Raw genomic sequence first — 18,239 nt, 5'->3', positions numbered from 1 at the left:
TCATGCCGATCGAACGCGATCTTCGCGGATATGGCCGGGCGCAGCCGGATATCGTCTGGCCCAACGGCGCCCGCGTCGCGGTGTCGCTGGTGGTGAACTTCGAGGAGGGCGCCGAGCTCGCGGTCGAGCAAGGCGATGCGGAGACGGAGCGCTATGGCGAGGTCGCCTCGACATCGCCGCCCGGCGTGCGCGATCTCGTGCAGGAGCAGGTGTTCGATTATGGCATGCGCGCCGGCCTGTGGCGATTCCTCGACGCCTTCACTGAGGCCAAGATCCGTTCCACCTTCATGATGTGCGGCCGCGCCGTCGAGCGCGTACCGGACCTTGCCCGCGCCGTGGTCGAGGCCGGGCACGAGCCGGCGGTGCATGGCTGGCGCTGGCTGCCGCACGCGCTCTATGGACATGCCGAGACGGAACGTCATGACATTGAAAAGACGCGCGACGTCATCGCCCACGCGACCGGCCTCACGCCGGTCGGCTTCATGTCGCGCGGCAGCCAGAGCGCATGGACGCGCGATATCCTGATCAGGCTCGGCTTCGCCTACGATTCCAACGCGCTCGACGACGATCTGCCCTATTGGAGCCGGTCGCCAGAGGGAGCGATGCTGGTCCTGCCCTATGGCTTCGACACCAACGACATGAAGTTCTTCCATCCCAACGGATTTGTGCAGCCGGAGGATTTTTCAAACTATGTCAGCGCCGCACTCGCCACACTGGTCGAGGAGGCGGAGCGCGGCCGCTCCGCGATGCTGTCCGTCGGATTTCATCTGCGCATCTGCGGTCGGCCCGCGCGCTTCCGCGCGGTGAAGGCCATTCTGGCCGAGCTGGCGCGGCTGGAGGGCCGGGTCTGGGTCGCAACACGCGCCGACATCGCGGCGCATTTTCGTGAAGTCGCGCGCTAGGCCGCTCGATTGCAGCACGAAGCCGGCCTGGCCGGTCTCCGCCGTCACACTGCCGCAGATGTTTGCCCAGCAATTCCGCGGGAGAACTGCCGGCATGCCGCTTCCGGGATACGAATTCTTCCAATCTAGAACACCTCGACATCGCCTCTCCGAGCGTTGACTTGAAGAGGTCTCTGGCGGAACGATCGGCACAGATCATCCGCGCCAGCTCTGCCGTGAGCGCAGCCAGAGGCCAGAAGCCCAATGCATCAATCGACACATACTGGTCCCCTCGATCTTCCTGCGCTGAGCGCAGCGGAGCGGCTCTTCATCTGGGGATTCAGGGCGAAGGCCCGCAGCGGAGGTGCCGTTCCGACCGCAGCCGATATCAAGGAGGTGTATGACCATTTCCGCGTAGGCGACGCAGTGCCCTCGCTGGAATCCATCATCGAGATATTCGCCTGCACCGCCCATACGGCCATCGAGGTACACTGCCCGACTTGTCCGCGCATGTCGGACAGCGAGCGCGAGATTCTGTGCGCCATCGCCGCAGCACAGCAGGATCGCGTCGATCTCGCCCGCGAGCGGTTCGAGCGCTGGCTGCCGCCTGTCGGCGCCGACTGGGCGCTTGCGCCGGTCCAGGGGCTTGCAACGATCTTCCGCATGGCCGGTCTCATCCTGCCCGACCGGCACGTGCGGTCTTTCAACCATGATCGGATGATGGCGATGAAGAGCTGGCTGGTCGGAAGCCCCACGCTGCACTGACGAGAACATTCACGATGCAGGATCCATGCGATTCCGCGGCAGCCCCGGACGCCGTCCGGCCGCAGCTCTGTCCGCTTCGGGCCGCGCTTGCGGCGCCACGAAGCGTCGAAAGCTACGATGACTTCTGCCGCGTCGCGCTGTCGCTGTTCCGGTTCATCGGAGCGGCCTACGCGACCGGCACATCCGATTGCTGGGAAGCGGCCTATCGCTTCGCGGACGAGGCACCTGGCGTTGCCGACAGCCCGCTGCTGGTCGCACGAGCTGCCGCGCTCGTCAGAATCCTGCGGAGCGGCCGGCCTTGCGAGCTGTGCTTCATGCCGCCGTCCTCCCGGCGCCTGTCGAAGGACGAGGCGGAGCTGATGCGGCTGCTGGCGGTGGCGCGCCGCAAGCAGCCGGGCGAGCTCGAATCCGTCGTCTGCCAGTTCGTCGGCAATGAGAACGAGATTGCGACCACGCGGGCGGTCAACGCGCTGGCGTTCTGCTGATGTTTTGACGGGTTCCAGTCGCATCTGAAGCGGCCTTGCGCTATCATATCCTCATGGAGGCGCAGTGCTCGATGCCCTCCATGAAACCTCCAGACGATCCCAGCGCGACCACCGCTGGGATCGTCATTCTGGATAGGGCCGCACGATCGGGGCGGTCCCCTCTTGAGAATTGACCGCCGGAAAGGTCTGATGGGGCGCGGGGAAAGGACTCCCGCGAATGCAGCTGCGCCGCGCACGGCGCGTCCGCCAGTCGACGAAGAGGCGGCCGAGAAGCCGGTCGAGCCGGCAGGAGAGTGACATGGCCGCATTCCGCGGGAGCTGCCTGTGCGGCGAGATCGCCTTCGAGGTCGAGGGACCCTTCGAGCGCTTCCTCAATTGTCATTGCTCGCGCTGCCGCAAGGCAACCGGGACGGCGCATTCCTGCGAGGTGATCGTGAAGGCGCAGGCACTGCGATGGCTGCGCGGTGAAGCATCCGTCATGCGCTTCGACCTGCCCGACGCCCGGAGCTTTGCCACCGCATTCTGCAAGATCTGCGGCAGCCCGATGCCGCACCTCACACGCAGTGGGCGCGAGGCGATCATCCATGCCGGCGCGTTCGACCAGAAGCTGGCCGCGACACCAGACCGGCATGTGCATTGGACTTCCCGCGCCGATTGGTACGCGCACGGGGATGCGCTGCCGGTCGAGGATTGAGGCGGCGCCCGGTTTGAACTGATACGCGTGCAATCGATGCGGATCGCGCTACCCGCCCGCAACGCACACCTCCATGATACCGTCGATCTCCGCCTTCGAGAGCACCCCTAGCTCGGCAATGAAGACGATCCGCGTCCGTGCCGCGCCCGCCGCCGGCGCATCGCCCGGTGCGAGCGTGGCGCGACCGCCGGCGAACTGAAACACCATCGGACGGCCGGGCTGCTCGATGCTCTCGAACAGTCCTTTGGCACGCGCCAGCTTTGGCGCCAGTCGATTGATGGCCTGCTGCAGGCGGGGCAGCGAGACCGGCTTGTCCGAGGTCCAGCTCAGCGTCTCGAAGCGCTCCTCTGCCGGTCGCCGCGGGCCCACGTCGCGCGGCGCGGGCGGGCGATCGACATCCGCGGGAAACAGCAGGGCGGCAGGAATCTCGCCGTGCTGCGCATCGACCACGACGGCGGGAACACGCAGCGCGCGGATGGCCGCGCGCATCCGCGCCCCCGCGCCCGCATCCGCCAGATCCAGCTTGCTGAGCGCCACGATATCGGCGACGCGCAGCTGCGACCGATGCAGCGCATCTTCAAGTGCGGCGGGCGGCCCCGTCGCGTCCATCACGCAGAGCACCGTCTCCAACCGCGCCTCGCGCAGGATCACCGGATCCATTAGATTGCGGACGATGTCGGCGGGATCGGCGACGCCGCTGGTCTCGATGACGATATAATCCGGCTTGGGATCGCGCCGCAGCAGCGTCGAGAGCGTGCGCAACAGATCGCCCTCGAGCGAGCAGCAGATACAGCCATTGGCAAGGCTGACCACGCCCTCGCTCGCGCCCGCGATCAGCTCCGCATCGATGTTGATCGCGCCGAAATCGTTGACCACGGCGGCGATCCGCCGCCCCTCTGCATGCGCTAGCAGATGGTTGATGACCGTGGTCTTGCCCGCCCCCAAAAAGCCCGTCACCAGGAGAATGGGGACCGGCATGGGTCAGCCCTCGACGACGGGGCGGCGCACCGGTTTGCCGGGCCGCGCCGCCACGTCCAGCACGCCGTCGGAGATCAGCGGCTGGCCGCTGACGACGAGATGCCGCACGCCCTCCGAGGGACGGTTCATCGCGGTGAAGGTCGCGCGGTCAGAGAGCTTCTCGTAGTCGAACACGACGATGTCGGCATCGGCGTCTTTCGCGAGCCGGCCCTTGGCGCGCATCGCCGGCGTGCTCTGCGACAGGATCTCCGCCGGGATCAGCGCGCATTTGCGCACACCTTCCAGCAGCGACACGGTTTTGCGCTCGCGCACCCATTCCCGGATGAATTTCGTGAAGCAGCCGGCCGAGCGTGGATGCGAAGTGGCGTCATCCGGCAGCGGCCAGGCATCTCCGGTGTAGGTGGTGCCGTCGGAAAGCGTCCACGGCATCGCATCGGACGCGATGGCGCCGCCGGGATACAGCACGGACATGTCGAGCAGGTCGCGGTGATGCGCATTGTTCTCGGTGTCGAGGATGTGCCAGAGCACCAGCGACGACGGCTCCTCGGCCTGCGCCTTGAGCAGCTCCTCGCGGTCGTGGAAACGGTAGCCGTCGGTCACGCGCTGCACGGAATCATAGCCGGTGCCGTTGCGCTCGACGAACTCGGGATCGCTGAAGAAGGCGGCGGCCAGCACGGTCGAGCCCGTGCCGTAGGGATAGGCCTCGACCGTAATCGGCAGACCCTGCGCCTGCGCCTTCTCGATCAGCACGCGGCAGCGCTCGACGTCGGTCTTGCTCGACGAGTTGAAATGGCAGATGTGCATGTGCGCGCCGGTGGCGCCGGCATATCCGATCAGGCGGATATAGGCTTCCGCCGCGCTCTCGGGATCGATGCGCGACATGAAGGCGACGTGGGTGAAAGTCGGCACGTCCTTGGCCGCAGCCAACTGGCACACCGCCGTCAGCTCCTGCACGCCCGCGCCCGGCGCATAGGCGTTCAGGATGCCGATACCGATGCCGCCCTCGTTCAGACCGCGGGCGAGGCGATCGAGAATGCCTGATACCTCCGCATCGGTCGCCACGTTGTCCATCCAGCGCCGATCGCGCATGGCATTGCCGAATGCTTCCAGCGAGCTCTCCGCATTGGAGCCCGTCATCGCGCCGATGCGGGCAAAGGCCCAGTTGGTGGCGGCGCCGTAGTTCAGCACGCGGCCTTTCCGCGCCTGGCGCTCGTACCAGGATGCGACCGGCAGCACGCCGGCCTCGAGATCCAGCGTCGTCGTGACGCCGTCGAACGCCTGCATGCGGTCGGCCGGGATCGACTGGCCATGCGCGTGCAGGTCGATGAAACCGGGCGCGACCACAAGCCCGGTCGCGTCGATCACCCGCTCGGCGCCGCCGAGGCCCGTGCCGACAGCGGCGATCTTGCCATCCACCACCGCCACATCCCCAACGGCGTCCATCCCGCTCGCGGGATCCACCACCCGGCCGCCGCTGATCACCAAACCGCTCATATCGTCACTCCGAAAAGCCATTGCCAAAACCTCCAAAGGCCCGGCGGCCGCTTCGGGGGCGTATCGGCGCGCATAGTGCAGATTCTGGGGAGAACGACCACCACCACCGATGCCGATGCTGCATGCTTGCAAGTAAGACCGGTGAACGCAGGAGAGTATATCGGGCCCGGAAGGCAACAACGCCGCTGCGTCAATTCGCCGGCCCAATCGCCATGCGCTCGCATCCTCGCGGCATGATTTGCCCGAGCTGTGCTTCGCTTCGCACCCTTTGAAGGAAAGGGCGCAGGGAAGGCCGGGCGCCGGCTGGCACCCATAAGACCCCTGCGCTGAACGAATGCACACGCAATGCACAGGGGAGACACAGGGCAGCCGAAACCAGGCCTTCCCTGCGCGATGGTTTGACGGCCTATGCCGCGCTCTCCCCGGAGCCGAATTCCTTCTGGCCTCCGTCACCTCAGCGAAATTCACGCTACCCGCGCCGGTTGACGCGAGTGACGCCTTCGCCAAGGCTTGACCGTAGCAACGACGGCCAGGACCACACGGTTTCGCCGTACGCAGGCATTCCTGCGTCGCCAAGGGGCTTCGCAAGACATTGAGCGCCGTTCGTCTGCGCGGTCCGTAACGCGCTCACGAGGTTCATCTCGCCCTGCACGCCCGAAAGCCGCCTTTAACGCCTCCCGCGTCCACCGCAACTCCCAGCCCGCGCTCGAAACGACGTACGACCGCCCCTATGGTGGGCTGGGATGGCCAAGACATACGACAAATCCGAATTTCGGTAAAGCGGAATCTTTTGCTGGGAGGGGGTTGACAGCGACCCGGGTGTTTTGCGGATGTTCAGTGAGGTTGAGACCCGGCGTGCGGCTCTGCCGTCTTCTCGCCCCCATTGTCATTCAGTGAGCTGGCGGGGCGGCGTTACGGTGGCAAAGTTCCCAAAGGTTCCATGTGATCGTCCGACGTCTCCTGCAACGCGACTCCTGCCATTCTGTTTCGCGCCGCACCTTCCTCGGTGGATTGGCGTCGGCAGGGAGTGCCCTTGCGCTCGGCGGATGCGCCGGCCTGGGCGCGACCGGCGCGCGCTTTGACGCATCGTCCCTCTCCGCCGATCCCACCTTGCTTGTCGCCACCACGCGCAAGTCCGCGAACGGCGGTCGTACGAAACCCTGGTTCGGGCCGGAGCGCGCGACGAGCATGACGGTCGCGCGGGCCAGGCTGGTCGCCCCGGACGAGAGCCGTCTTTCTCTCGCCTCCGTCGGACTCGGGGATTGGCGTCTTGATCGGATCGAGCCGGTGTCGGCCGACGCCGGCGATCTCGCCGCGCAGGCCGGCGGAGGAGACGTGCTGATCTATGTGCACGGCTTCAAGCAGACATTCGAAACCGCGGTGCTGGACACCGCCCATCTCTCCGATGGGATCAAGTTCCGCGGCCGGACCATCGCGTTTTCCTGGCCGTCCAGGGCAGGATTGTTCGACTATGCCTATGATCGCGACAGCGCGATGTGGTCCCGCGACGATTTCGAACGCGTGCTCTCGGCGCTCGTGTCGGCGCCAGGCGGCGGCCGCGTGCACATCGTTGCGCACAGCATGGGAACCATGCTGACGCTGGAAAGCCTGCGTCAGCTCTATGGGCGATACGGCGACACAGTCACGAGCAAGATCGGCGCGGTGGTGTTTGCCTCGCCCGACATCGACATGGACGTGTTCTCGTCGGCGATCCAGCGCATCGGTCCGCTCGCCGGCAAGATCACCGTGATCGCCGCGACGAACGATCGCGCGCTGGCGCTGTCGGGGCAGATCGCAGGCGGAATGACGAGGGTCGGCGCCGCCGAAAAGGCCGCCATCGCGCGGCTCGGTGTGCGCGTGGTCGACGCCTCGCAGGAAGGCTGGGGCATCATCAACCACGACCTGTTCCTGTCGAACGCGGAAGTACAGCGGGTGATCCGCCGTTCCATCGACGGCACGACCGCGTGAGCAGCGCATCTATGCTGCTTTCGCAATCACGGCGCCGGTGCCGTTCGGTCTCCAGAAACGCAATCATGTGTGCACACATCTTTTCGGACCGGGAAAACGATTCTCATGGGCGCTGCGGATGTGCACCTGAGATGCGGGCCGGGCGTCAAACGGTCGCTATCCGCCACGAGACGCGAAATGGCCATGCCACTCGCTCCCTGCGTCAAGCCAATGAGCGTGGCCGAAGACGAAGTATTTCGCAACAATAGAACGAGCAGGCAAGTGATCCGAAATGCGGCTCTACGAAGAAGCCGTCCCTTTGTGGCGTCGCCATCATCGTGCCCGACCGTTGAGCCTCTCGAGGTTTCCAGACCTGCTCCGTGAGAAACCGCCTCCATCGCGTACATGCAGCGCTCCTGTCCGGTTGAACATGCGCACGATGGGATCCGGTTGTCGCAGAACTTTGCCGACGGCTACCGGAAATTGTCGCGATCGGTCTCAGGTATGCTGCCTCGCACAGTTCGCGACAAAGTGGCCCTCTTTACCTGCCACCTCCTCTCCTCTGCCGTTCTTTCAATCACGTTGCTTTCAGTTCGGCTTCCGGGATCGCATCGGATCCCGAGGGACATGCGAGCTTGCGACAATTTGCGACAGAAGCGGCCTGCCGGGACAAAGTTCTGCGACAGCTTATGGCCAGGATGTCTCGGCCATGGGCGGAAATCGTTGCAGATGAGGGCAGTTCCCCGGAACAGGCCGGCACCTTGCGATCGCGATTTGAAGCCACGTTCCTTTCAGGGAAGCCATCCCGCAAGGATGTGATTTCAGCCGATCGTACGCGACAGGTACATTCTATTACGCTCTTCCGATCGGTTGGCTAATGGAATTCATCACGATGCGGAACGGAGCAATCGGATGGACTCGGCACCGCACATCGCCGTCGTGGACGATCATCGTGACATCCGCGACCTGGTCGGCAAATACTTGATGCAGCATGGCTACCGCATCAGCCTCGCGGAGAGCGCTATCGCATTGCGCCGTTTGCTCGAACGAAGTGCTCCTGACCTGATCGTTCTCGACATCATGATGCCGGGCGAGGACGGATTGTCCCTCTGCCGCCATCTGCGCAGCACCACGGAGCTTCCTGTTATTCTCTTGACTGCCATGGCGGAGGAGACCGACCGCATCGTCGGTCTGGAAGTGGGCGCTGACGACTACCTGTCCAAGCCATTCAATCCCCGCGAGTTGCTCGCCCGCATCAAGGCGGTGCTTCGGCGAGTGCAAAGCCTGCCGCCGCGAAAAGGCCGGCTGGCGAGCAAGATCGTACGTTTCGACCGGTGGACTTTCGACGTCAACCGGCGCGAATTGCTGGGAAGCGACGGCGTTGCCGTGCCGCTCAGCACGGCCGAGTTTCGTCTCTTGTGCGCGTTTCTCGATCATCCGGGCCTGGTACTCAGCCGCAACCAGCTCCTTGACCTGACAGTCGGCCGAGATGCCGATCCGTTCGACCGGAGCATCGACAATCAGGTCAGCCGCTTGCGGAAGAAGATCGAGGCCGATCCGAAAGTACCAGCCTTGATCAAGACTCACTGGGGTGGTGGATACAGTCTCGTCGCGGAGATCGGGCAACCATGACGAACTTGTGGACGCGCAGTCTTGCGGCCCGTTTCATCTGCTTCACGCTGCTGTCCCTCGTGCTGTCGCAGGCAATCGTATTCTTCATTTCCTGGGACGAGCACGGGCAATCGATCCGGAAGGCCGCCAAGGGCGAGATACTCAGCAGGTGTGCCTCGCTGGCCCGGGTCCTGGAAGCGACTCCTCAATCGCTCCAGACCGACATCCTTAATGCCAGCAACACCAGTTCCGCGAGATATTGGATATCGACCAACGGCCTGAAGGATGCCTCGGAGTGGCGAGAGGAGGCATGGGAGCGCCTGGCGCAGCCACTGCCGCGCGTATCCTTTCCCGGCCACAACGTGCCCGCCGAGGTGAGACCGGACTTCACCCGAAACGCAGCCAGGAGCAGCGGCGCCACCTCCTCCCAGTGGCTCGACCTGAGACCGGAAGCCTGGCCCCTCTCCCGGCCGGCGAAGTTCCTTTATCTCGATGACACCACCGGCATGGGCCTGGCCGTCCAGTTGGCGAATGGGGCGTGGCTGAACACTGCATTTGCCAAACCCGCACAAGACGGCTTCTGGACCTCCAAATCCACCCTCGCGCTCGGCCTTTCAGCGTTGTCGTTGTCCATCATAGCCGTGTTTGCCGCACGCGGCATTGCGCAACCCTTGCGCCGCCTCGCCGTAGCGGCCGAGGCGCTTGGCCGTGGTCAGGAGGTCGTGCCGCTGCCGGAAACCGGCCCCGACGATATCCGACGCACCGCCGAGGCATTCAATCGCATGCAGGCGCGCCTGCATCGTTTCGTCGACGACCGCACCAAGATGCTGGCTGCCATCGGTCATGATCTGCGCACACCTCTGACCTCGCTCCGTTTGCGTGCGGAATTCGTGCGCGACGAGGACGTCCGCGAGAAAATGCTTTCCACCATTGCCGAGATCCAGACAATGACAGAGGCTACCCTCGCATTTGCTCGCGAAGATGCAACCGCGGAAAATACGCGCACCTTGGATCTCTCGGCTCTCGTGGAAAGTCTCTGCGACGATCTCGCCGAACTCGGTCATGACGTCTCTTTCTCGAACGGACAGAAGATCGGCTACAGCTGCCGGCCAGACGCACTTCGCCGCGCGTGCCGTAACCTCATTGAGAATGCCATCCGCTATGGCGAGCGGGCGCGCGTTACCTTGGAGCGGCGCGCAGACAACGTCGAAATCATCGTCTCTGATGATGGACCCGGCATTCCCGATAGCGCCCGCGAGCAGGTTTTTGTGCCCTTTTTCCGGATTGAGAACTCGCGAAATCGCGAAACAGGAGGCGTGGGCCTCGGTCTTTCCATTGCCCGGACCATTGTCCGCCACCACGGCGGAGACATCGTCTTGACCAACGGGCCGAAGGGACTGCGCGCGGTCATCAGCCTGCCGGCGCAGGAGGGCGCGCCGCCTCTCGTCAGCCGCCCGATCACGGCCGCAGCAGCGAAAGACGTTATCAACGATCTCGAACCGGCATCGCGCGGCATCTCTGCGTGAAGCCCGGCGAGGTCGTGACAGACGTCAGAAGTCTGGACAAGGCTCAGCAGTGACAGATGCGGAGCCGCCGCCTCGTGGGGGATAGACTGTGCCAGCGATCGCCGCGGCATTGCCTGCCGCGAACGCTGCACATGATCGCGCGCGCCATTATTACAGGGGTAACCATTTGGTCTCGACCAGACATCATTCAGTAGCGGCATTGCCCCATCGTTGGCGCGGCCCGCGCGGCTACACCCGCGGTCACGCAATTATCCTATCGCCTGCTTCGGGTCGCGAAAGAAACGATTGTGTCAGCGGGTTTCGCGACCTGATGAGGCTTCCGGAATGTTCTACCATTTTCTGCTGGCGTCGTGGGGCACATTGGGAAACCTCAGCCCTCTCCTGACTGCGGGACGGAAACTGCGCCGGAATGGTCATCATGTCCGGGTGATGGCCGATCCGTCCATGCGTGCCGAAGTCGAGAGCGCCGACTTCGAATTCGTGACATGGCGCCGCGCTCCGACGGGAGAGGCCGCCGATCCGACAGATCTCTCGGAGATACCGCAATGGATACGCCGCGTCGCATTCGACCCCTGCTCGGCCTATGCGGCCGATATCCGGGACGAAATTCGCCGCGGGACCGACGGATGCGGTTCTCAGCTTGGACGTATTGTTCGGCGCCGCGCTCGGAGCGGAGACATCGGATGTGCCCCTCGCTCTTCTATCCCCCCATGTCAGCCTGCGGACTCTGCCGGGAATGCCGCCGGCCACGAGCGGGTTGGGCCAGCCGAAAACTCCGCAAGAGCGTGCCGAAGTCGACGTGGCCAATGCCGCCGTATCCCAGATGCTGAATTCGTTTCTTCCTCTTCTCAACCGCGCCCGCGTCGATCTGGGACTCGCCCCGCTCGCGGATGTCATGCACCTGTTCGATCGGGCTGACCGGCTTCTGCTCGCAACCAGTCGGGCGTTCGACTTTCAGGCTGATGCTCTGCCGTACAATTTCCGGTATGTCGGGCCGCTGCTCGACGTGCCGAACTGGTCCAAGGCCACGCAACCCAATTCGCGGCAGGCCGCCACCTGGCCAGCATCGTCCATGCGATCGGGGCGCCCCCGCGTCTTGATCGCTTGCAGCACCGGCGCTCAAGGCCAGCGCGATCTGTTTCAACGCGTCGTCAACGCGATGGGCATGCTCGAGATCGATGCCATCACCACCACTGGGCCCAATCTGAAGGTTACAGATCTGCGGGCTCCGCAGAATGTGCAATTGATCAGTGGCGCTCCCCATGACCTCATCATGAAAGACGTTTCTATGGTGGTGTCGCAAGGCGGCCACGGAACCGTTACTCGTTCGCTTCTCCACGGCTTGCCGCAGCTCGTTCTTCCGATGGGACGGGATCAGGCTGCGAACGCCGCGCGGGTCGAGGCCAAGGGCGCCGGGCTTCGATTGCCGCCAACGGCCTCGGAGATGGAGATCGCCGCGGCAGTGGACCGGCTGATCACCGAGCCGCAATTCACGACGACGGCTCGCTTCCTCGGCGAGGCCATCAAGGTCGATATCGATCGGTCCAGCCTCGTCGACGAGATGGAGACCATCGCCGCCGCTGGCCGCCGAATGAGACGGCCGTCTCCTGCAACGACAGCGCTTCATCGCGCCTGACGAACCTCGATGCCACCGCCCGCCCATGGTGCGGCGGCAGATGCTATACGAGACCTACATTCTGGCGATCACCCCGGCTGAATGGGTTCGTCATCAGCCACTCCTCTATCGATATCCTGGCAGACGCTGGCGACGATCTGATAGGAGCGATAGGCCGCGGCGGTGTCCTGGATGAACGTGATGATCATGAGTTCGTCTGCCTGCGTTCTCCTGATCATCGCCTGGATACCGGAACGCACGGTTTCCGGCCCGCCAACGATGGCGTAGGACAAACGATCGGGCACGGCGGCGACGGGCGCCGCAGTCGCGTCCGTCGCCGACGCCGGCAGCTTCTTGCGAAACCATTGCACCAGGATCGGCCGGACGCCGGCCATCATTTCCTCCGCTTCTGCATCCGTGTCCGCCGCGATGATAAAAGCCGACACCATCGCATGCGGAGATCGCATTGTGGCGCCGGGCCGGAAATGCGCGCGATACGCCTGCATGGCAGGTATCAAATCATCGGGCGCGATATGGGTCCCGTAGGAGAACGGCAGGCCGAGTTTACCCGCCATTGCCGCCGAGGCCGTTGAAGAGCCCAGCAACCAGACGGGTACATCGATCCCGCGCGCGGGTGCATGTGGACTGTCGCCCGATTGCGGCTCGCGCAGGAGCGCCAACAATTCGCCGAGGTCAGCGTCAAATCGCATGCGCGCATCGGGCGCCTTGCGTAGCACACGCAGCGTGTCTTCGTCCGACCCTGGTCCGCCCGTAGCGCGTCCGATTCCGAGATCGATCCGGCCGGAATGAAGCGCCGCCAATGTTCCGAATTGTTCGGCAATCAGAAGGGGTGAATGGTTGGGCAACATTGCGCCGCCGGAGCCGACGCGGATCGATAGCGTGCGGCTCGCAACATGTGCAAGCACGACAGGTGGCGCCGCATTGGTCAGCCGCGGCACGTTGTGATGCTCGGTAAACCAGAAGCGTCGATAGCCCAATGCCTCCGCATGCTGCGCTCGCTCGACAGTGCGGGCCAGGGCCTGACGTATGCCGTCGCCATTGTACTTGGGAGAAAAATCGAGCATCGAGATCGGAAGCGATCTGTCCATCATGAATCCCTTCGTGTTGTCCGGCACGGTCCTTCGGCCATGGGGCTGCCAATGAAGCGACGTCTTGACGACGCCTTCACTGGGCGCGATCTCCAAGGCCGGGGTGCTCGGCCGATATTCTGTCGCAAAGGCGCGCAACGCATAGCCTGTGCTTCTGGACAGAACGGCCAGAAGGATCGCCAATCGGCGTTCAGGCGACGGCCGCTTTCAGATGACGGGCAAGTATCTCTGCGAACACCTGTACCTTCGAGGAGATGTCGGCGCGCGAGGGATAGGTGAGTTGGAGTCTGACCGAAGCCGAAACCGGGAGGGCCTTCACGAGAGCGCCGGACGCCAACGCCGTTCTGCATAGCGACCTGGGCAGGAGGCCGATGCCCTGACCGAGCAGCGCCAGCTCGCGGATGAATGTGAAACTGTCGACCGTAACGTGGAACTGAGGCAGGACCCCGCCATCGAGGCACTGTTCGAAAAGGCGGCGCAGTTCCGGCTGCTGTGGGCCGATCAGCCGCGTTGCCTTGGCGATGCTCGCCGGAGCACCGTGACGGCGCATATAATCGGCGCTCGCATAGAAGCCCAATTCCATATCGAGCGCCCCCCGCACGACGGCATCCTGGGGATTGGCCGCACCGATCCTAAGTGCGATATCGACATTCTCGGAGACGAGGTCGAGCACCGCGTTGGTCGGAACCACATTGATCCGCATTTTCGGATATGCCGCGCAGAACTCCGCGATGGCCGGAGCAACGATCTTTGCAGGAAAGTCCGCAGGCAGCGTCATGCGGATCTCGCCTGTATGAGATGGTCCGACCTGCTTCAGATCGGCGAGTGTATCGGCCAGGGACACCAGGGCGCCCTCCGACCGCTGATACAGATCCTGCCCTTCGGCGGTCAGGGCGAAGGCGCGTGTCGACCGTCTGAACAGGCGAACGCCTAGCGAGCTCTCGAGGTTGCGAATGCGCAGGCTCACGGAAGACCGCGGCATTCCTGTCCGGCGCGCGGCTCCGGAGAAGCTGCCCGCGCGAACAACTTCAATGAATGTCTTGAGTGCGTTGAGATCCATCAGCGCACCCACAGCGAACCGTGACGTCTGATAGGATCACGGGTGAAATGGCGCGCCACCTCCGAAAGCGAGCGACGAGCCCTCCGGCGGCCATCCCTAAGCATGGACGAGCGGCGGGATCGGGAATGTTTGAGAGTCCGCATCTATCGCGGGATAGTACGATATCGGGCGCTGCCTCTTTTTCACATCCTCGTTTTCACGAATGCCCGCCGGAAGATGGGTTGGTCAAAGCCAGGATTGAGACATCCGGGGATCGGGAGACCTCCCCACCATCGCTCGTCCGATTTCCTCGCTCGAAGCGAGCGCTATGGCAGAGGTCCGACGATCATTTGATCGTGCCGTTGTGCGATACCAGGCAGGAGATTCATATTCTGCTCCCGTGGTTCAGGGATGTCGCGGAGATCGCGAAAGAATTCCTCGTGCTTTCGCGGCGTCGAAACCAGGATGTGGCGCGCATCACGGGAGCCGACATTCGTGAATCCATGAACCATGCCTTTCGGAACCTGCACGCGTGCCCCGGGCTCTACGACCTCGGTCTGGTCGCCAATGAGATATTTCAGCGTTCCCTCAAGAACGACGAACAGCTTGTCCTCGGACGCGGAAATATGGGCCGGTGCACCGAAGCCTGGCTTGATCGTCATGTCCAGAATCGTGAATGGGCTTGTGCTGGAATTGATGATCCTGGTGGTGATTCCCGCGAAGTCAGTCTGCTCGAATGTGGTTGCGATGCCAGCTTCCATGTCGGTCTCCGAGGCTCGAGTGGGCGTCGGTCCATACTTCGTCGCTCCGGCGCGCCGCGCATAGCCCAATCCTCTGGACAGACCGGCCAAGACAATCGCCAATAGCCTAATTGTCGGCCGTTTTGCCGAGCTCAGCGTGGCTCCAGTGGAGCCTGAGCGTGCGACCCCGGAAGCCCTTGAAGCCTTTCTGAAGCTCGAGATCGGCAAGTGGGGACGGATCGTCAAGCCGGCCGGAATCGACCCGCAACAGACGCCGGCGTCGAAGAGGCGGCGCCGGTTTACGCTGCCGGGAAAGCAAAAGAAAACGTCGCGCCGCCATCCGGCTCATTCGTCGCGAGGACGGCCCACAGCACAGCGGTGTTGATCAAACGCTCGATATCGACACGCTCGACCTCGCCGAGCTTGCTCAGACACTACCTACGTCGGATTTGATGGGCTATCGCGAAGCGCAAGAGAAACCGCTTGCGCTCGATACTCGGCTCCAACCTCGTCGGCGACGGAACGGGAGAAAATGGGACCAGCTAAGTGACTGAAATCGCTGGCGCTCCCTAGGGGAATCGAACCCCTGTTTCAGCCTTGAGAGGGCCGCGTCCTAACCGCTAGACGAAGGGAGCGTGAGGGCTAGCCAATAACCTCGAAATTTGTCCGCCGCAAGGACCCCGACGGGCCTTTTACGGCTCGTTGGCAAATTTCAGCCTTCCGGCCGGCTTGAGGGTGTGGGCGTCGAAGGTGCGGATCTCGGTGACGCCGCCGATGTCGAGCGTGATAACCAGCCGGTCGCCGGCGACGCCGGTCGAGACAATCCTGGCGCCCTTCGGCAGGGTGGCGATGACGTCGCCCACCGGTTCGGGCGCCCTTCCCTCCGACTTGAAAAGGCGGTAGCCCACCGCGAGCAGCACGGCGCAGATCGCCAGCGCCGTGGTCAACCCCGCGATCAGCATCATCCGCCGCACCCGCGCGAACAGCGCGGCCTGCTCGGGGGTCGGTTCGGGAACAGCGGTATCAGACGTCGTCATGGAAAGCTCTGGGTCTGCGCAAAGGTTGGAGGTGGTGGTCGCCGGCGACGAGGGCTCGTCCCGCCTCGACCGCGTGCTGGCGGCGCGCCGGCCGGAGCTATCGCGATCGAGGCTGAAAGCCCTGATCCTGGCGGGCGCAGTGCACCTGAAGGCCTCCGCGGTCCGCGACCCCGCTTATCACGTCAGTCCCGGTGATACGATCATAATCGACGTGCCGGAGGCGGCGCCCGCCGAGCCCATGGGGGAGGATATCGCCCTCGATATCGTGTTCGAGGACGACGACATCGTCGTCATCAACAAGCCGAAGGGGCTGGTGGTCCACCCCGCGGCCGGCCACGAGACCGGCACGCTGGTCAACGCGCTGATCGCCCATTGCGGCGCCTCGCTGTCCGGCATTGGCGGGGTGCGCCGGCCCGGCATCGTGCACCGGCTCGACAAGGACACGACAGGGCTGATGGTGGTCGCCAAGAACGACCTTGCGCATGCCTCGCTGTCAGCCCAATTCGCCGACCACGGCCGCACCGGCGCGATGCGCCGCGGCTACATGGCCTTTGCCTGGGGGGTGCCGAACCGGCATCGCGGCACGGTCGATGCGCCGATCGACCGCCATCCGCATGCGCGCGAGAAGATGGCGGTGCGCCAGGGTGGCCGCGAGGCGGTGACGCATTGGGAGATCCTGGAGAGCTTCGCCGGGCGCGACGGAAAGCCGGTCGCCGTCCTGCTCGCCTGCGAGCTCGAGACCGGCCGCACCCATCAGATCCGCGTCCACCTCGCCCATATCGGCCACCCCCTGATGGGCGATGCCGTCTATGGCCCGCATTTCAAGACCAAAGCCAACCAGCTGGCGCCTCAGTCGCAGGCCGCTTTGGCGGCGCTGGGGCGGCAGGCCCTACATGCTTACCTGCTGGAATTGGAGCACCCAAGGACAGGAGAATTACTCCACTGGGAAGCGCCACTGCCGGAGGATTTGCTTCTCCTCGAATGCGCCCTCAAAGCGGCGCTATGACGCAGGCCGTTTCAGAAAGTCTTTACATTACAAAAAGTTATAGCTGCCACACGGGGACGTGACGTCAGCAATCCTTCCCTTTTCGACCCCCGATAGGGTATATTGCGTCTGCGTTGAAATGACCAACGCGGAACATCGCAGCTACGGCCGGCTTTAACACAGCGGTCGTCTGCCTGGCCCGCCGCTATCGGGGGCCTGAACCTTTTTGGAGGGCGCACTATGGCCCGTACCGCTGCTTTGCCGGTCCTCAATGGAGAATCCGGCCTTTCTCGCTACCTCGCCGAGATCCGCAAGTTTCCGATGCTGGAACCCCAGCAGGAATACATGCTCGCCAAGCGTTGGCGCGAGCATGACGATCGCGACGCGGCGCACCAACTCGTCACCAGCCATCTCCGGCTCGTGGCCAAGATCGCCATGGGCTATCGCGGCTACGGCCTGCCGATCTCCGAGGTCGTCTCGGAAGGCAATGTCGGCCTGATGCAGGCGGTGAAGCGTTTCGAACCCGAGAAGGGGTTCCGTCTCGCCACCTACGCCATGTGGTGGATCAAGGCGTCGATTCAAGAGTACATCCTGCGTTCCTGGTCGCTCGTGAAGATGGGCACCACCGCGAACCAGAAGAAGCTGTTCTTCAACCTGCGCAAGGCGAAGAGCAAGATCAACGCGCTGGACGAAGGCGATCTCCGCCCCGACCAGGTGAAGATGATTGCCAAGCGCCTCGGCGTCACCGATCAGGACGTGATCGACATGAACCGCCGCCTCGGCGGCGACGCGTCGCTCAACGCTCCGATCCGCGACGACGGCGAAGCTGGCGAATGGCAGGACTGGCTGGTCGACAACACGCCCAACCAGGAAGCCATGATGGCGGAGCACGAGGAGTATGATCACCGCCGTGATGCGCTGAACGGCGCCATGGGCGTGCTCAACCCGCGCGAACGCCGCATCTTCGAGGCGCGCCGCCTCGCCGATGAGCCGATGACGCTGGAAGACCTTGCCGCCGAGTTCGGCGTGTCGCGCGAGCGCGTCCGCCAGATCGAGGTCCGCGCCTTCGAGAAGGTGCAGTCCGCGGTCAAGGGCACGATCGCAAGGCAGGAACAGGCCGCGCTGGAAGCCGCGCACTAAGCGGCAGTTCAGCAGAAGAGATTGGCGGATCGAAAGAGAGAAAAAGCCGGCGGCAACGCCGGCTTTTTTGTTTGCGTGACACGGTTCGGCGGACGGCGCTCCGCTGTCATTCCGGGGCACGCGCGCGAGCTATGGTGCGCAATTGCGCACCTGAGAATCCATCAGGCCGCAGAGTTGGTGGACGAATGGATCC

At 63.9% G+C, this 18,239-nt stretch carries 16 protein-coding genes and 1 tRNA gene; 10 read left to right on the top strand and 7 right to left on the bottom strand.

Annotated features, from left to right (window positions below; all coding sequences use genetic code 11):
* Positions 1 to 2 precede the first annotated feature (2 nt).
* The 4 genes from ABIG06_RS19430 (at position 3) to ABIG06_RS19415 (ending at position 2,825) form a co-directional block, all read left to right on the top strand.
* Positions 3 to 902 (top strand): polysaccharide deacetylase family protein, encoded by a 900-nt coding sequence (locus ABIG06_RS19430; protein WP_370138224.1) that lies wholly within the window; start codon positions 3 to 5, stop codon positions 900 to 902.
* Between the two features lie 243 nt (positions 903 to 1,145).
* Positions 1,146 to 1,646, top strand: a complete 501-nt coding sequence (locus ABIG06_RS19425; RefSeq protein ID WP_370138223.1) for a hypothetical protein — start codon at positions 1,146 to 1,148, stop codon at positions 1,644 to 1,646.
* Positions 1,647 to 1,660: 14 nt separating this feature from the next.
* Positions 1,661 to 2,131 (top strand): hypothetical protein, encoded by a 471-nt coding sequence (locus ABIG06_RS19420; protein ID WP_370138221.1) that lies wholly within the window; start codon positions 1,661 to 1,663, stop codon positions 2,129 to 2,131.
* 298 nt (positions 2,132 to 2,429) lie between these two features.
* Entirely contained in the window at positions 2,430 to 2,825 is a 396-nt protein-coding gene (locus ABIG06_RS19415; protein ID WP_370138220.1) for a GFA family protein, read from the top strand.
* A 48-nt stretch (positions 2,826 to 2,873) separates the two neighbouring features.
* Here ABIG06_RS19415 and ABIG06_RS19410 read toward each other — a convergent pair whose 3' ends face one another.
* Positions 2,874 to 3,803 carry a CobW family GTP-binding protein gene (locus ABIG06_RS19410; protein ID WP_370138219.1) on the bottom strand — a complete coding sequence of 310 codons (930 nt, stop codon included), beginning with the start codon at positions 3,801 to 3,803 and terminating at the stop codon, positions 2,874 to 2,876.
* Between the two features lie 3 nt (positions 3,804 to 3,806).
* Positions 3,807 to 5,297, bottom strand: coding sequence for an amidohydrolase family protein (locus tag ABIG06_RS19405; RefSeq protein ID WP_245454506.1), 1,491 nt, complete (start codon positions 5,295 to 5,297; stop codon positions 3,807 to 3,809).
* A gap of 942 nt (positions 5,298 to 6,239) precedes the next feature.
* Here ABIG06_RS19405 and ABIG06_RS19400 point away from each other — a divergent pair.
* From ABIG06_RS19400 to ABIG06_RS19385, 4 genes are all read left to right on the top strand, one after another.
* Positions 6,240 to 7,265 carry an alpha/beta hydrolase gene (locus tag ABIG06_RS19400; RefSeq protein WP_370138189.1) on the top strand — a complete coding sequence of 342 codons (1,026 nt, stop codon included), beginning with the start codon at positions 6,240 to 6,242 and terminating at the stop codon, positions 7,263 to 7,265.
* Positions 7,266 to 8,156: 891 nt separating this feature from the next.
* Positions 8,157 to 8,876, top strand: coding sequence for a response regulator (locus tag ABIG06_RS19395; RefSeq protein ID WP_124160500.1), 720 nt, complete (start codon positions 8,157 to 8,159; stop codon positions 8,874 to 8,876).
* Positions 8,873 to 10,381, top strand: a complete 1,509-nt coding sequence (locus tag ABIG06_RS19390) for a sensor histidine kinase (protein WP_370138188.1) — start codon at positions 8,873 to 8,875, stop codon at positions 10,379 to 10,381. The genes ABIG06_RS19395 and ABIG06_RS19390 overlap by 4 nt, the downstream gene beginning before the upstream one ends.
* 640 nt (positions 10,382 to 11,021) lie before the next feature.
* Entirely contained in the window at positions 11,022 to 12,017 is a 996-nt protein-coding gene (locus ABIG06_RS19385; RefSeq protein ID WP_370138187.1) for a glycosyltransferase, read from the top strand.
* A 68-nt stretch (positions 12,018 to 12,085) separates the two neighbouring features.
* Here the strand turns inward: ABIG06_RS19385 and ABIG06_RS19380 are convergent, their stop codons facing one another.
* From ABIG06_RS19380 to ABIG06_RS19360, 5 genes are all read right to left on the bottom strand, one after another.
* Positions 12,086 to 13,288 (bottom strand): LLM class flavin-dependent oxidoreductase, encoded by a 1,203-nt coding sequence (locus ABIG06_RS19380; protein ID WP_370138185.1) that lies wholly within the window; start codon positions 13,286 to 13,288, stop codon positions 12,086 to 12,088.
* A gap of 7 nt (positions 13,289 to 13,295) precedes the next feature.
* The gene (locus tag ABIG06_RS19375) at positions 13,296 to 14,165 is read right to left on the bottom strand and encodes a LysR family transcriptional regulator (RefSeq protein WP_370138184.1); all 870 of its coding nucleotides are present in this window, start codon (positions 14,163 to 14,165) and stop codon (positions 13,296 to 13,298) included.
* Positions 14,166 to 14,470: 305 nt separating this feature from the next.
* On the bottom strand, positions 14,471 to 14,905 hold the full coding sequence (locus tag ABIG06_RS19370) for a cupin domain-containing protein (RefSeq protein ID WP_370138183.1): 435 nt from the start codon (positions 14,903 to 14,905) through the stop codon (positions 14,471 to 14,473).
* Between the two features lie 539 nt (positions 14,906 to 15,444).
* Positions 15,445 to 15,519, bottom strand: a tRNA-Glu gene (locus ABIG06_RS19365).
* Between the two features lie 57 nt (positions 15,520 to 15,576).
* Positions 15,577 to 15,921 (bottom strand): hypothetical protein, encoded by a 345-nt coding sequence (locus ABIG06_RS19360; RefSeq protein ID WP_370138182.1) that lies wholly within the window; start codon positions 15,919 to 15,921, stop codon positions 15,577 to 15,579.
* Between ABIG06_RS19360 and ABIG06_RS19355 the strand changes: the two genes are divergently transcribed.
* The gene (locus ABIG06_RS19355) at positions 15,920 to 16,927 is read left to right on the top strand and encodes an RluA family pseudouridine synthase (protein WP_370138181.1); all 1,008 of its coding nucleotides are present in this window, start codon (positions 15,920 to 15,922) and stop codon (positions 16,925 to 16,927) included. The genes ABIG06_RS19360 and ABIG06_RS19355 overlap by 2 nt on opposite strands.
* Before the next feature lie 219 nt (positions 16,928 to 17,146).
* Positions 17,147 to 18,046: an RNA polymerase sigma factor RpoH gene (rpoH, locus tag ABIG06_RS19350; protein WP_061880464.1), complete on the top strand. Its 900-nt coding sequence runs from the start codon at positions 17,147 to 17,149 to the stop codon at positions 18,044 to 18,046.
* Positions 18,047 to 18,239: the final 193 nt, after the last annotated feature.

Source organism: Bradyrhizobium sp. USDA 326, from assembly GCF_049739485.1.
GTDB lineage: Bacteria > Pseudomonadota > Alphaproteobacteria > Rhizobiales > Xanthobacteraceae > Bradyrhizobium.
This window is presented reverse-complemented; position numbering and strand designations above follow the sequence as displayed.

What these genes read in the sequence shown, in the direction of transcription:
- ABIG06_RS19405 (WP_245454506.1), bottom strand. Translation starts at nt 5,297, where the DNA reads ATGAGCGGTTTGGTGATCAGCGGCGGCCGGGTGGTGGATCCCGCGAGC.
- ABIG06_RS19355 (WP_370138181.1), top strand. Translation starts at nt 15,920, where the DNA reads ATGGAAAGCTCTGGGTCTGCGCAAAGGTTGGAGGTGGTGGTCGCCGGC.
- rpoH (WP_061880464.1), top strand. Translation starts at nt 17,147, where the DNA reads ATGGCCCGTACCGCTGCTTTGCCGGTCCTCAATGGAGAATCCGGCCTT.
- ABIG06_RS19410 (WP_370138219.1), bottom strand. Translation starts at nt 3,803, where the DNA reads ATGCCGGTCCCCATTCTCCTGGTGACGGGCTTTTTGGGGGCGGGCAAG.
- ABIG06_RS19420 (WP_370138221.1), top strand. Translation starts at nt 1,661, where the DNA reads ATGCAGGATCCATGCGATTCCGCGGCAGCCCCGGACGCCGTCCGGCCG.
- ABIG06_RS19395 (WP_124160500.1), top strand. Translation starts at nt 8,157, where the DNA reads ATGGACTCGGCACCGCACATCGCCGTCGTGGACGATCATCGTGACATC.
- ABIG06_RS19430 (WP_370138224.1), top strand. Translation starts at nt 3, where the DNA reads ATGCCGATCGAACGCGATCTTCGCGGATATGGCCGGGCGCAGCCGGAT.
- ABIG06_RS19360 (WP_370138182.1), bottom strand. Translation starts at nt 15,921, where the DNA reads ATGACGACGTCTGATACCGCTGTTCCCGAACCGACCCCCGAGCAGGCC.
- ABIG06_RS19370 (WP_370138183.1), bottom strand. Translation starts at nt 14,905, where the DNA reads ATGGAAGCTGGCATCGCAACCACATTCGAGCAGACTGACTTCGCGGGA.
- ABIG06_RS19390 (WP_370138188.1), top strand. Translation starts at nt 8,873, where the DNA reads ATGACGAACTTGTGGACGCGCAGTCTTGCGGCCCGTTTCATCTGCTTC.
- ABIG06_RS19415 (WP_370138220.1), top strand. Translation starts at nt 2,430, where the DNA reads ATGGCCGCATTCCGCGGGAGCTGCCTGTGCGGCGAGATCGCCTTCGAG.
- ABIG06_RS19375 (WP_370138184.1), bottom strand. Translation starts at nt 14,165, where the DNA reads ATGGATCTCAACGCACTCAAGACATTCATTGAAGTTGTTCGCGCGGGC.
- ABIG06_RS19425 (WP_370138223.1), top strand. Translation starts at nt 1,146, where the DNA reads ATGCATCAATCGACACATACTGGTCCCCTCGATCTTCCTGCGCTGAGC.